This is a genomic window from Streptomyces sp. NPDC043738 (assembly GCF_056436545.1).
The window spans coordinates 1-12,358 of the sequence record NZ_JBWKCJ010000051.1 but is presented as its reverse complement, the minus strand read 5'-3'; the positions used below and the strand labels follow the sequence as shown (position 1 = coordinate 12,358).

Below are 12,358 nucleotides of genomic sequence, written 5' to 3'. Positions count from 1 at the left end.
TAGAGAGAGAAACAAAACAAACAAAAGGCCAACAAGAACCACCCCCCCCCCCCCCCCCCCCCCCCCCCCCCCCCCCCCCCCCCCCCCACCCACCCCCCCCCCCCCCCCCCCCCCCCCCCCCCCCCCCCCCCCGCTGGGGACCGTGCCGGGCGTCAGCCGAGCGACCCGGCCTCCACCGCGGTCACGTCGAACCGTCCGCCGCAGACCCGCAGGCCCCGGCTGCCGGTGGTCATCGACTCCTTGGACCCGGGCGGGTAGACGAAGACGATCTGGGAGTTCTTCCAGCAGGGGGTGTCCGTGACGCCGTCGTTGACCGTGTGCAGCAGGGCGTGCGCGCTCTGTCCCGGCTGGAGCCGAACGGTGCCGCCGGCGCCGCCCGAGCGGGTCGCGGGCTCGCCGACCGGCGAGCCGTCGCGCTGGATCAGCGACACCCCGGGGAAGCCGCGCAGCGTACAGGCCTTCTTGCCCTTGTTCGTGAAGACGAGGGGGTAGCGGATGTTGCCCGCGCCGATGTCGGCGGCGCCCAGGCTCAGCGACATGTCGGCGGCGGCGCAGCGGTCCGACGCCGTCATGGCCGAGGTGTGCGACGCCGAGGCGCTCGGGGCGCCGCCGGTGGCCTTGCCGCCGGGCAGGGTCGCCGAGTTCGCCGACGGCTTCTCGCCCGCCGTGGACTCCTTGCCGGCCGCGGACTGCTTGCCGGCCGACGACGGCTGCTTCGCGCCGGGGGCCTCGGCGCCGCTGCCGCTCTCCTGGTTCTGGGACGTGACGGGGGCGGCTGCCGACGAGGGGCGGGAGGCCGTGCCGTTCCCGTCCTGGCAGGCGGTGAGCGCGAGCGCCGCCACGGCGATCAGCGATCCGGCGGCGACACGGCGGCCGCGGCCGGGCGTCTTGATGGTGAGCGACATGAGTGTCCCCCTCGTCTGGTAGGTGCGAGCTCGTGTATGGGGTGCGTGCGGTCCGTCCGTTGTTCTTCCAGCGTGGCTCCGGGCACTGCCGGTCCGCTAACGAGGCACTAACACACCGCTAACGAGGCAGCGCGCCCGGCACGCCGATGGCCCCGGCACCTCTTTGACCAGCCGGGATTCCGGGCGCGCCGCCCAGGCTCGCAGAAAATTCCCCGGTTGCGGATGCGGCACCGCGAGGTTCGGCCTACTTCCCGGGCCCCTGGTCGGCTCCGATGTTCGGCGGGTCGGGCACCGGATTGCCGTAGAAGTCCCGCCCGCCCCCGCCCGGGACCCGTACGCCGGCGCCCAGTGCCGGGGAGCCGGCGCGCAGCCGCACGTCGTCGGGGGTGACGAAGAGCGGGTCGGCCCGGACCGCGCCGGTGTCGCCGGCGGGAACCCCGGGAGTCCGGGCGTAGAGGTTGTGGTCGTAGGTGTTGTGTGTGTCGGCAATCGGGGAGCCGGCCAGGGCGCCGGCGAAGACGTTGTCGCGGAAGGTGACGCCGCCGGGGCCGTTGCTGCTGACCATGGCCGTGCCCGGGAAGCGGGTGGTCAGGGTGTTGTTGTGCACCAGCGTGCGGGTGGCGGGGCCGCAGACGACCGAAACGACGCCATAGGGAGCCGCGGTGTTGCGGTCGTCGACGCTGACGTTGTACCGGACGGTGTTGCGGTCCGAGGTCATCCCCTCGCCGTTGCAGATCAGCAGGAAGCCGCCCTCGTTGTCGTGGCTGTAGTTGTACTGGTAGAGGTTGCCGTTGTTGCCGCCGTCGAGGTCGTACGCCATCGAGTCCCGGGTGCCGTGACCGCCGCTGACCTCGTTGAACTGATACCGCACCGCATCGGAGTTCCAAGCCCAGACGCCGGCGTTGTAGCCGCCCGAGCGGATGTTGAAGCCGTCGACGCGGTTGTGCTCCACCCGTGCGCCCACGGCGTTCTGTACGACGATGCCGTCGCCGCCGACGTCGCGCACGGTGTTGTGGTGCACCGACAGTCCGGTGATCGGCGCGAAGGTGGTGCCGGGCCCGTTCGGGTGCTCGGGCCGCCGCCCCCACGTGGACGAGGTGCCGATGCCCGTACGGTCGGTGTGCCGCACGCTGGAGTGACGTACCGTCACCCCGTCGAAGCGGGTGGGCTTCGCCGCCCCCTGAACGGCGAAGAGGATGCCGCCCGAGGGATCCGGGTCCTTGAAGTCGGCGCCGTTGACGTCGTGCACCGTCACACCGTCGACGAGGTAGTGGCGGCCGGTCCCGAAGTCGTGCAGTCGGACGAGGACCCCGGCGCGCCGCTCCGTGGTGGTGACGGGGCCGGTGTTGGTGATGTCGAGGTCGCGCAGCTCCCAGTGCTGGACGTTGTCCAGGAGGATCGCGGCCCGCGCGCCGGCGCCCGCGATCCGCGGTGCGGCGCCGCTGCCGTAGGCACCCGCGGCGAGCGGCGACCCGGCCGTGCCCGAGGCGGTGGGGGCGAAGGTGCCGGTACACGTGGTGCCCCGCCGGAAGAGGATCCGGTCGCCGGGCCGGTAGCGGGCCGCGCTCGCCCTTTTGAGGGTGCGCCAGGCGGTCGCTGCGCTGGTGCCCGGGGCGGTGTCGGAGCCGGCGGCGCAGTCGACGTGGAAGGTGGTGGCGGCGCGCCGAGCGGGCGTCGGCGGCGCGGCGGCGGGTGTCGCCCCCGCCTGCGGCGCGGCGAGGGCGACGAGGACGGTCAGGGCGGTGACGGTCGCTCCGCTCCGCAGCCCCGGGGTGCGTCGGGGGACGGGCATGGTCTCTCCCCTTTCGGTACCGCGGCGTGTCGCGGGGCCGGTGCGAAGCCGTCCGACACGCCGATGGCGAGGTGCCCATGGCAGCCACATCGTTGAGTACGGGCGAGGGGGTGACAAGGAGAGCCGGACGAAAGTGCAAGCGCCGCCGCGGAAAGTGCAACCGCCCGCACGGTGGCCGGTGGCCCGTGGCGGGGGCCGGTGGCCGTGCGAAGGTGCGCGGCGCCTGCCACGCCCGCACCTTCGCGCGGCCCCCGGTCAGCGCCGGCCGGCGGCCGGCTGGGCCGGCTCCAGGACCACATCGCAGGTCGCGTCGGCGCCGGCGGCGAGGGATACCGGGGTGGCGTGCGGCGGATAGCCGGCCGCGGTGAGGGTGTAGTGACTGCCGGTCAGGTCATCGAAGGCGAAGCCTCCGTCGGCGCCGGTGAGGGCGTACCCGGCGACCGCGCCGTCCTCGACGAGGGTCACGGCCGCGTCGGCGAGCGGCCGGCCCTGCGGTCCGCGTACCGTGCCGCGGACCATGGCCGTCGGCTGCAGCCGGGCGTCCTGGCGGGCCGGCTGCCCGCCGGACAGCTCCAGCGCACGGGCCTGCGGCCGATGGCCGGGGGCGCCGAGGACCAGGGTGTAGGCGCCCGGCGGCAGCTGTGCGCACTCCCAGTCGCCTGCCGTACCCGACGTGGTGCGGGCCACCACCTCACCGCCGGCATCGGTGAGAACGATGCTCCCGCCGGCCAGTGGCGTGCCCTCCCGGCCGCCGAGCAGGACGCCGCCCAGCCGGCCGGTGCCCGCGAGGATCAGGTCCACCTCCACCGGCGGGCCCTCGCCCCGGTACCGGGCGGAGGCCGCGTAGGGGGCGTGGCCGGGCGCGGCGCCGGTCAGGACGTAGGTGCCGGCGGCGGGCGCGGCGAGGGCGAAGCCGCCGTCCGCTGCGGCCGTGGTGACGCCGGCCTGCCGGCCCTGTCGGTCGATGAGGGTGACGCTCGCGCCCGTGACCGGCGCGCCGGAGTGGTCCAGGACGCGGCCGCGGAATCCGGCGGGCCGGTGGTTCGCGGCGGCGGGAGCGGGGGCGGACGGTCCCGGGGAGGTCCGCGCGCCGGCCGTGGCGGCACCGGCCGCCACGCCGTCCGCGTCCTGCGCACCGTCCGCGTCCTCCGCGTCGTCCGTGCTCTGCGCCACCAGGGTCGGGCGGGACTCCGTGCGCTGCGACGGCAGGAAGGAGGCCAGGGCGACGCCGACGAGCACCGCGGCGGTGGCGATTAGGAAGGCGACCCGGAAGCCGGCCAGCGTGGGGATCGTGGCCGGTCCCACGCGCTGGGACATATGGGCCAGCACCATGCCGATCACGGCGCTGGACACCGAGGTGCCGATCGATCGCATCAGGGTGTTCAGACCGTTGGCGGCGCCGGTCTCGGACGGATCGACGGCACCGATGATCAGCGCGGGCAGCGAGGAGTACGCCAGGCCGATGCCGGCACCGACGACCACCGCGACGATGACGGTCTGCCAGGGGGCGCTCATCAGGCCGATGCCCGCGCCGTAGCCGATGGCTATGACGAGCATGCCGATCAGCAGCGAGACCTTGGGGCCGCGCCGGGCCGCGATCCGCGCGTACAGCGGGGCGACGAACATCATCGTCACGCCGAGCGGCGCCACGCACAGCCCGGCCACCACCATGGACTGGCCGAGCCCGTAGCCGGTCGACTCGGGCAGCTGCAGCAGCTGCGGCAGGACCAGCGAGATCGCGTAGAACGCCACACCGACCGTGATCGAGGCGAGGTTGGTCAGCAGCACCTCGCGGCGGGCCGTGGTCCGCAGGTCCACCAGCGGGTCGGCGATCCGCAGCTCCATCACTCCCCACAGCACCAGCACGACGGCGGCGACACCGAAGAGGCCGAGGGTGGTGGGCGAACTCCAGCCCCAGTCGCTGCCCTTGGTGATGGGCAGCAGCAGGGCCACCAGACCGGCGGACAGCCCGAGGGCGCCGATCACGTCGAAGCGCCCCTGGGCGCGTACCGAAGTCTCCGGTACGACAAGGAGGGTGAGCAGCATCGACAGCACGCCGAGCCCGGCGGCGCCGAAGAACAGGGTGTGCCAGTCGGCGTGTTGGGCCACCAGCGCGGCGGCCGGCAGCGCGAGTCCGCCGCCGACGCCGATCGACGAGCTCATCAGGCCCATGGCCGAGCCGAGCCGCTCGCGCGGCAGCTCGTCGCGCATGATGCCGATGCCGAGCGGGATCGCGCCCATGGCGAAGCCCTGCAGCGCCCGACCGATGATCATGATGACCAGGTCGCTGGTGAATCCGCAGATCAGCGAGCCGACGACCATGACCGCGAGGCTGGTCAACAGCATCCGCCGCTTGCCGTGGAGGTCGCCGAGCCGCCCCATGATGGGCGTCGAGACGGCGCCCGCGAGGAGGGTGGCCGTCATGACCCATGTGGCGTTGCTGGGTGCCGTGTCGAGCAGCACCGGCAGGTCCTTGATGACCGGCACGAGCAGCGTCTGCATCACCGCGACGGCGATGCCGGCGAAGGCGAGGACCGGGACGATGCCGCCGCGGGCTCTTCGGCGGCCGCCCGCGGTCGGGTCGGACACCGGGGGAACGGCGGTGGCCGTCCTCTCGGGCGACTGGTCCGTCGTCTGCGTCATGCGTGCGGCCTCCGGGACGGCAGGGGGGAGTGCGGTGGGGCGATGGATACGTGCATGACGAACGTTGTATCGCGGGGGCCTGTTCCGCCGCCCGGTCAACACCCTGGACGGCAGAGGTGATACGCCTCACACGGCCGTGCCTCTTCCGCCTCGACCACACCGCCTGTGCGGTTTTTTTCACCGCTCCGGAAGGCCGTGGACTCGGCCGCATCGGCCACCGTGGTCCGGCGCCGTTCAGTGCACGGCGCCCTCGGCACCGGCATGAGCATCGACATCGGTGCCGGCACCGGCATGAGCCTCGGCGACGGCGCCGGCCTCCGCGCCGCGCCGAAGAGCGGCATCCAGCCTCGCACCGCGCTCCGGGTCCAGGTTGAGTCTGCCGAGGACGGCCGGCACCGCGATGCTCGGCAGGGTGTGCTGGAAGAAGACGGTCAGCCGGTGGCAGAGGTCGGCCTGATTGGTCAGCGCATGGGACATCATCTGGATCCCGGCGAACGCACCGACGAACAGCTCGGCGGTCTCATGGATCACGACGCTGTCCAGGATTTCCCCGCGCGCCCGCGCATCGGTCAGCAGACCCTCGACGAACACGGTCCACGAGAGCATCGACCGCTTGCGGTCCAGGTGGTTGGACCCCTGCTCGACCGCCAGCCGGGCCGCCCCGCGCTGCATCGGGTCGCTGCGCAGCCGGAACGCCAGGACCTGGCCGGAATCGACGAACTCCTGCAGCTTGATCTGCTGCGGCTCCACGGCGATGTCGGTCACGTGCTCCTCGAGCACGGCGAGCGCCAGCTGCTCCTTGGAGGCGAAGTGGAAGTACAGGGCGCCCTTCGTCACACCGGCGCGATCGAGGACCTCGGCGATCGTCGCGCGGTCGTAGCCCTGCTCGTCGAATACCGCCGCGGCCGCCTCCAAGATCACTCGTCGGGTCCGGATCGCGCGGTCCTGTTGTGCCACAGGACGCCTCCTGTCAGTCGAAGCTTCACATTCCGCGGGCGTCGGCCACCGGTCAAGTCACCGCCCCACCAGCCTATTTCCCCTTTCCCCCAGCCCGGCATTGAAAATAAAACCGGATGGTACGTATCTTATCAGCGATGGACCTCATCCCGTAGAGACGCCTGGGGGCAGCCGTGAGCGATGCGTTGCACGTCAGCGACACAGTTCAGCGCGAAGCCCCGCATCACATGCCACTGGAACCCGGCTTGCGCGCCGCGCCCCGCCCCCTTCCCGGAGCCCCGGTCCGCCGCGAGTACGTGCACCGTCCCATCGTCGACGACATTCTGGTCTCCTCCTGGCGCAGACTGGACGACTCCCGCTTCTCGGTCACCGCCCAGTGGCCCAGCGACCACGGATACTTCACCGTCAACCAGGACGGCCACCGCCTCATCCTCATCGGTGAGACCATCCGCCAGGCGGGGCTGCTGCTCTCCCACACCGAACTCGGCGTACCGGTCGGCCACCACTTCATCCTGGGCGACCTGATCTTCGCCGCGCACTCCCCGCACCTCGACATCGGGGACCGTGCCACGCCCCTCACGATCGACGTCGTCTGCAGCCGGATGCGCATGCGGGCCGGCACGCTGACCAGCGGCCGGTTCGACATGACCCTGCGCTCGGCGGGGCGGATCGTGGCGACGGGCCACTCCCATGTCACCGTCACCTCGCCCGCCGTCTACCGCCGGATCCGCGGCGAACGTCTGACCGCGCGGCGCGCCCCCGGACCGCTCCCGGCATCCGTCCCGCCCCAACTGACCGGCAGCGCCACCGCCCACGACGTCCTCCTCTCCCCCACCGACCGGCCCGATCGCTGGCTGCTGCGCATCGCGCCCGACCACGCCGCGGTGGTGAACCCGGCGAACGATCATGTTCCCGGCATGGTGCTGCTCGATGCGGCGCAGCAGGCCGCCCACGCCCTGACCGCCCCCGACGGCTTCGTGCCGTACGCCCTCGGCACGGAGTTCCTCCGCTACGCCGAGCACGGCACCCCCTGCGTGATCGAGGCCCGCTGGGTCCCGCCGGCTCTGCCCTGCACCAGAATGGTCCAGGTCACCGGCTTGCAGGACGGTGAGCCGGTGTTCGTCTCCACCCTCACGGCACTGGACGCCCGCGGCTGACGACACAGCTCACCGGCCGCACGCCCCCAGTGCCTCGCGGCTGTACGTGCACGCGCCGTCGCCGCCCGGCGAGGGACCGCAGCCGGTGACGGCATGCCCGCCACAAGCACAGGAAAGGCCAAACGACCATGGGTGACCTCAAGGGGAAGACCGCGCTGGTGACCGGCTCCAGCCGGGGAATCGGCCGGGCCATCGCACAGCGCCTGGCCCAGGACGGCGCCCTGGTCGCCGTCCACTACGGCAGCAACGACACCGCGGCCAAGGAAACGGCCGAAAGCATCACCGGCGCCGGCGGCCGGGCGTTCGTCATCGGCGCGGAACTGGGGGTCCCGGGCGATGCCGAGGCCCTCTTCGCCGCCTTCGACGCCGAACTCGCCGCCTGCGGCGCGGAGCCCGGCCTCGACATCCTCGTGAACAACGCGGGGCTCAACTTCCCCGGGCGGATAGACCAGGTGACTCCCGAGGAGTTCGACCGCACCCTCGCGGTGAACACCAAGGCCCCGCTCTTCATCGTCCAGCACGGTCTGCGCCGGATGCGGGACGGCGGACGCATCATCAACGTCTCGTCGGCGGTGACGAGTACGGCGCACCCCTCACAGATCGCCTACAGCATCGCCAAGGGCGGGCTGGACACCCTGACGCTCGCCCTCGCCAAGGAGCTCGGCGACCGCGGCATCACGGTCAACACCCTCGCCCCCGGCTGGGTCGAGACCGATGTGACCGCGGTGCGCAGGTCGACTCCCGAGGGACGGGCCGCGCTGGCGGCATATTCGGTGTTCAACCGGATCGGCAAGCCCGCCGACATCGCGGACGCCGCCGCGTTCCTCGCGTCGGACGACTCCCGCTGGATCACCGGCCAGCGCATCGACGTCACCGGCGGCTCCGTGCTCTGACCCCGTCGGGCACCTCCCTGGGCCGGGTCTCAGGCGTCGTGGAAGACCAGTCCCAGGGAGTGCCGGCGGCCGGAGCGGACGGTGCTGACTCCGTGGCGCACGGCCCCCGCCGACCAGCCCCGGGCGGAGCGTACGGGACGGTCCCGGGTGGTGAAGATCAGGCCGTGGCCCGGGGGGAGGACCGTGGTGGTGCCGCGGGACTGGGCTCGCGGCCGCTGCTCGACCAGGAGGAACTCCCCGCCGGTGTAGTCGGCGCCAGGCTCGTCCAGGCCGATGACGACCTGGAGCGGGAAGACCATCTCCCCGAACAGATCGCGGTGCAGCGCGTTCCAGTCGCCCGCACCGTAACGCAGCAGGATCTGCGAGGACTTGGTCTGGCCGGCTTCGTGGCACCGGGCAAGCCACTCCCCCAGGGTGTCCGGCCAGGGCGCCGGCCTGCCGAGCTTCTCCGCCCAGTCGCGGGCGGTCCCCAGCAGATACGGGTAGAACGCCTCCCGCAGCGCCTGGACCGGTCCGGGCAGCGGGTCGGCGAAGTAGCGGTACTGCCCCGAGCCGAATCGGTGCCGGGCCATGTCGACGGTCGAGCGGAAGCGGTCGGCGTCGTCGTACAGGGCGACGAGCGCGCGGCGGTCGGCCGGAGTGAGCAGACGCGGGGTCAGGGCGCACCCCGTGGCGTCGAGTTCCTCCCCGACCGCCGTCCAGTCGGCGGCCGCGACCCGGTCGGCGAGGACCGCGTGACGGGTTCGGCGCTTGGTGGTCGTGGTGGTCATGGCGGGCTCCTGTGGGCGTCGGCGTTCAGGGGGCGGCGCACGGCCGGCCGGCGGCGGGCGCGCTCAGGCGGCGTCCGGTACGGCGCCCTCCAGGCCGAGGAGCTGCCGCTTGCGGTCCGGCCCGCCCGCGTAGCCCGAGAGGGATCCGTCCGCGGCGATCACCCGGTGGCAGGGCCGGACGACGAGCAGCGGATTGGCGCCGATCGCCGTGCCGATGGCGCGCACCGCGCCCCGCGCCGCACCGATGTCGGCGGCGATCCGTCCGTAGGTCGTCGTGGTCCCGTACGGAATCGCCTCCAGCGCCTGCCACACGCGCCGCTGGAAGTCCGTGCCCGTGCGCGAGGCGGCCGCGAACTCGATGTCGAAGCGGGTCAGCGTCCCGTCGAAGTAGGCGCGCAGCTGGCGCGCGATCTCGGCGAACGCCTCGGGGGTGTGCGTCCAGTCGTCCCGGACGCTCGCGCCGCCCTTCTGGCCGGGCACGGTCAGCGAGGCGAGTGCGGTGCCACCGGGGGCGGTGGCCGATTCCTCGCCCACCAGGAGGAGTTCACCCAGCGGGCTGTCGAGCATGGTGTAGCGCGTCATGGTCCTGTTCTTTCCGTGGTCTGCGGACGTGGGTCGGTAGGTGTGTCGGTTGGTAGGTGGGTCGGTAGGTGGGTCGGTCTGCGGAGGCGGTTCGTTCCGTTACGGGCGGTGCCGCGGTGGTCCGGCCTCCTCCGCTGCGGCCGGCGCGTTCCAGAAGTGGTGCATCGCGTAGGAGCGCCACGGGCGCCAGGCCGGCGCAAGGACCTGCAGATCGTCCGTCGGAGCCCCGGCCCGGCGCATTCCGGCGCGTACCGCCGCGTCGCCGGGCAGCAGCACATCGGGGTCCGCCAGGGCACGCATCCGGATGTAGCCGGCGGTCCAGGGGCCGATGCCGCGCAGGCCGAGGAGCCGGCGCTCGGCCTCGTCCCGGTCCGCCCCGGCATCGAGGGTGACGGTGCCGTCGGCGAGCGCGGCACCAAGGGTGCGCAGGGTGTTCCGCCGCTGCTCGGGCATGCCGAGTTCGGCGAGCGGGGCCTGCGCCAGGTCCTCGGCACGCGGGAAGAGATGGGTGAGCCCGCCCGTCGCTCCGGGCAGCGGCTCCCCGTATGCGGCGACCAGCGCGCCGCCGAGCGTACGGCCCGCGGCGACCGAGACCTGCTGGCCGAGTACCGCGCGGACCGCGAGCTCGTGCGGGGCGGGCGTGCCCGGGGAGCGCAGCCCTGGGCGCCGGTCCACCAGCGGTGCCAGGACCGGGTCCGCGGCGAGCCGCTCGGCCACCGCGTACGGATCGGCGTCCAGGTCGAACAGGCGGCGCACCCGCTGGCTGGCGGTGGTCAGATCGCGCAGCTCGGTCAGGTGCAGCCGGCACTCCAGCCAGCCGGCTCCGGGCGACTCGTCGACCTCGGCGACACCGGGGCCGTTCGGCAGCCGCAGGGTGCGCCGGTAGGTACGGGCCCCGGGCTCGCCGGTCACCTCCTCGACGCCGGTGATCGCGCGCCGCTGGAGGTGGTCGAAGATCTCCCGCGCGGCGTACGGTCCGCGGTAGGCGAGCCGCAGCGGCAGTACACCGGGGGTGGCGGGCGGGACCGTCGGACCGCGTCGGGGCGACCTACCGGGACGGGCGGCGCGCAGCGCGCTGGGGGTGAGCGCGTAGATCTCCTTGATGGTGTCGTTGAACTGGCGCACGCTGGCGAACCCGGCCGCGAAGGCGACCTCGGCGGCCTGCAGGCCGGTGGTCTGCAGCAGGACCCGGGCGGTGTGGGCGCGTTGCGCCCGCGCCAGCGCCACCGGCCCGGCGCCGAGCTCCGCGGCCAGCTGCCGCTGCACCTGCCGCGCGCTGTAGCCGAGCCGCGCGGCCAGTCCGGACACCCCCTCCCGGTCCACCACTCCGTCGCCGATCAGCCGCATGGCGCGGCCGACGACATCGGCACGGGCATTCCACTCGGCCGAGCCGGGCACCGCGTCGGGCCGGCAGCGGCGGCAGGCGCGAAAGCCCGAGCCCTGCGCGGCCGCCGAGGTCGGGAAGAAGGTGACATTGCGCCGCCGCGGCGTGGTGGCCGGGCAGCTCGGGCGGCAGTAGATCCCCGTCGTGGACACGGCGAAGAAGAACGCACCGTCGAACCGGGCGTCTCTGCTGCGCACCGCCTCGTACCTGCTGTCCTCGTTCATCACAGAGTCCACTGTGCGGCAGGCCGGGCGGCGACGCTGGCGGAAATCGGACGGGGTGCTCGGACGCCGGGGACCGCGCCGACGACCGTGCGGAGAGTGGTGGGGAGTGCCGTGCGCACGTCTATGGCCGCGCCCTACGGCATCGCTCTATGACGCCACCACGGTGAGGAGCACCAGGATCAGGACGATCGCCAGGGTCTCCCAGCGCATGGCTCTGCGTATGACGTCCAGACTCCCCGGTGCATCGGATCCGGACCTGCTCCTCGTCGCGCCGCCGGCGTCATACGAGTCGCCGCCGGAGCCGCCGTCCCCGCTGTCGCTCATGCCCAGCCCCCGTTCCTCTGCATCATTGCCGCCGTCCACGACGTGACCGCTGTCCCTGTCATTCATACCCCCCGCCACTGACAGCGTGGTGGGCGCCCCTCGCGGCAACCGGTGGTCGCGCGTCACGGCGACGGCATCGGCCAGTCGTCCAGAGAGCCGCCGCGCCACTCGACGAGTCGGGGGTCATCGAGCCGGATGTCCTCGGCCGGGTCGGCGACTCCCGCGCGACGGAGGAACTCGGCGACATCACCGCGGCCGTGTGCCAGGCCGACGATCTGCCCGCGTACGGTCACCCGTCGACCACCAGAGGGCGTCGGCGGGTGCACGATGACAGGCGGATGCTCGGACATGCCTCCAGCGTGCGCCGGGCTCCGCACCCCCGCACCTCGACAGCCTCCGCAGGCGTCAATCCTCGCCGCGATGCCGTGGACGGTATGACGAAGCCCCGGCCAGACGGGGGGAACTGGCCGGGGCGATTCGGGGCGGGTGCGTCGCCGCACCGCACACCCGATTGAACGGTAAACAACGCATTGCCGTTCTGTGAAGGGAGCGTGAGGATCGTCACGTCCCGAAATACCCCGGATAGGGAGGGCGCGCCCCGATGCACACGACGTGCCCCGATACCTGAAACCGGGGGGGGGGGGGGGGGGGGGGGGGGGGGGGGGGGGGGGGGTGGGGGGGGGGAGGGGGGGGGAGGGGGGGGCGGTCAGTTTTTGTTGGGGGTGTG

At 73.1% G+C, this 12,358-nt stretch carries 11 protein-coding genes; 2 read left to right on the top strand and 9 right to left on the bottom strand.

What is annotated here, in order from left to right; all coding sequences use genetic code 11:
* Positions 1-152: 152 nt before the first annotated feature.
* From AC0680_RS36805 to AC0680_RS36790, 4 genes are all read right to left on the bottom strand, one after another.
* The gene (locus AC0680_RS36805) at positions 153-905 is read right to left on the bottom strand and encodes a DUF4232 domain-containing protein (protein WP_478637390.1); all 753 of its coding nucleotides are present in this window, start codon (positions 903-905) and stop codon (positions 153-155) included.
* Positions 906-1,149: 244 nt separating this feature from the next.
* Complete coding sequence (locus tag AC0680_RS36800) at positions 1,150-2,697, bottom strand: right-handed parallel beta-helix repeat-containing protein (RefSeq protein ID WP_478637389.1); 1,548 nt, start codon at positions 2,695-2,697, stop codon at positions 1,150-1,152.
* A 255-nt stretch (positions 2,698-2,952) separates the two neighbouring features.
* Positions 2,953-5,340 (bottom strand): MFS transporter, encoded by a 2,388-nt coding sequence (locus AC0680_RS36795; protein WP_478637388.1) that lies wholly within the window; start codon positions 5,338-5,340, stop codon positions 2,953-2,955.
* Positions 5,341-5,574: 234 nt separating this feature from the next.
* On the bottom strand, positions 5,575-6,297 hold the full coding sequence (locus AC0680_RS36790) for a ScbR family autoregulator-binding transcription factor (RefSeq protein WP_478637386.1): 723 nt from the start codon (positions 6,295-6,297) through the stop codon (positions 5,575-5,577).
* Between the two features lie 227 nt (positions 6,298-6,524).
* On the opposite strand from AC0680_RS36790, the gene AC0680_RS36785 reads away from it, so the two are divergent.
* Together AC0680_RS36785 and AC0680_RS36780 are read left to right on the top strand one after the other, a co-directional pair.
* Positions 6,525-7,454 carry a ScbA/BarX family gamma-butyrolactone biosynthesis protein gene (locus AC0680_RS36785; RefSeq protein ID WP_478637385.1) on the top strand — a complete coding sequence of 310 codons (930 nt, stop codon included), beginning with the start codon at positions 6,525-6,527 and terminating at the stop codon, positions 7,452-7,454.
* A gap of 128 nt (positions 7,455-7,582) precedes the next feature.
* A complete protein-coding gene (locus AC0680_RS36780) occupies positions 7,583-8,347 on the top strand; it encodes an SDR family NAD(P)-dependent oxidoreductase (RefSeq protein WP_478637384.1) in 765 nt (254 codons plus the stop codon).
* Between the two features lie 29 nt (positions 8,348-8,376).
* On the opposite strand, the gene AC0680_RS36775 is transcribed toward AC0680_RS36780, so the two are convergent.
* The 5 genes from AC0680_RS36775 to AC0680_RS36755 form a co-directional block, all read right to left on the bottom strand.
* Complete coding sequence (locus AC0680_RS36775) at positions 8,377-9,117, bottom strand: 2OG-Fe(II) oxygenase (RefSeq protein ID WP_478637383.1); 741 nt, start codon at positions 9,115-9,117, stop codon at positions 8,377-8,379.
* A gap of 63 nt (positions 9,118-9,180) precedes the next feature.
* Positions 9,181-9,699 (bottom strand): methylated-DNA--[protein]-cysteine S-methyltransferase, encoded by a 519-nt coding sequence (locus AC0680_RS36770; RefSeq protein WP_478637382.1) that lies wholly within the window; start codon positions 9,697-9,699, stop codon positions 9,181-9,183.
* Positions 9,700-9,798: 99 nt separating this feature from the next.
* The gene (locus AC0680_RS36765; RefSeq protein ID WP_478637381.1) at positions 9,799-11,307 is read right to left on the bottom strand and encodes an AlkA N-terminal domain-containing protein; all 1,509 of its coding nucleotides are present in this window, start codon (positions 11,305-11,307) and stop codon (positions 9,799-9,801) included.
* Positions 11,308-11,454: 147 nt separating this feature from the next.
* On the bottom strand, positions 11,455-11,631 hold the full coding sequence (locus tag AC0680_RS36760) for a hypothetical protein (RefSeq protein WP_478637379.1): 177 nt from the start codon (positions 11,629-11,631) through the stop codon (positions 11,455-11,457).
* A gap of 122 nt (positions 11,632-11,753) precedes the next feature.
* Positions 11,754-11,981: a hypothetical protein gene (locus tag AC0680_RS36755; protein ID WP_384441886.1), complete on the bottom strand. Its 228-nt coding sequence runs from the start codon at positions 11,979-11,981 to the stop codon at positions 11,754-11,756.
* Positions 11,982-12,358: the final 377 nt, after the last annotated feature.

Coding starts and splice junctions, on each gene's coding strand:
- AC0680_RS36805 (WP_478637390.1), bottom strand. CDS start 905: ATGTCGCTCACCATCAAGACGCCCGGCCGCGGCCGCCGTGTCGCCGCC.
- AC0680_RS36800 (WP_478637389.1), bottom strand. CDS start 2,697: ATGCCCGTCCCCCGACGCACCCCGGGGCTGCGGAGCGGAGCGACCGTC.
- AC0680_RS36795 (WP_478637388.1), bottom strand. CDS start 5,340: ATGACGCAGACGACGGACCAGTCGCCCGAGAGGACGGCCACCGCCGTT.
- AC0680_RS36785 (WP_478637385.1), top strand. CDS start 6,525: ATGCCACTGGAACCCGGCTTGCGCGCCGCGCCCCGCCCCCTTCCCGGA.
- AC0680_RS36780 (WP_478637384.1), top strand. CDS start 7,583: ATGGGTGACCTCAAGGGGAAGACCGCGCTGGTGACCGGCTCCAGCCGG.
- AC0680_RS36775 (WP_478637383.1), bottom strand. CDS start 9,117: ATGACCACCACGACCACCAAGCGCCGAACCCGTCACGCGGTCCTCGCC.
- AC0680_RS36770 (WP_478637382.1), bottom strand. CDS start 9,699: ATGACGCGCTACACCATGCTCGACAGCCCGCTGGGTGAACTCCTCCTG.
- AC0680_RS36765 (WP_478637381.1), bottom strand. CDS start 11,307: ATGAACGAGGACAGCAGGTACGAGGCGGTGCGCAGCAGAGACGCCCGG.
- AC0680_RS36760 (WP_478637379.1), bottom strand. CDS start 11,631: ATGAGCGACAGCGGGGACGGCGGCTCCGGCGGCGACTCGTATGACGCC.
- AC0680_RS36755 (WP_384441886.1), bottom strand. CDS start 11,981: ATGTCCGAGCATCCGCCTGTCATCGTGCACCCGCCGACGCCCTCTGGT.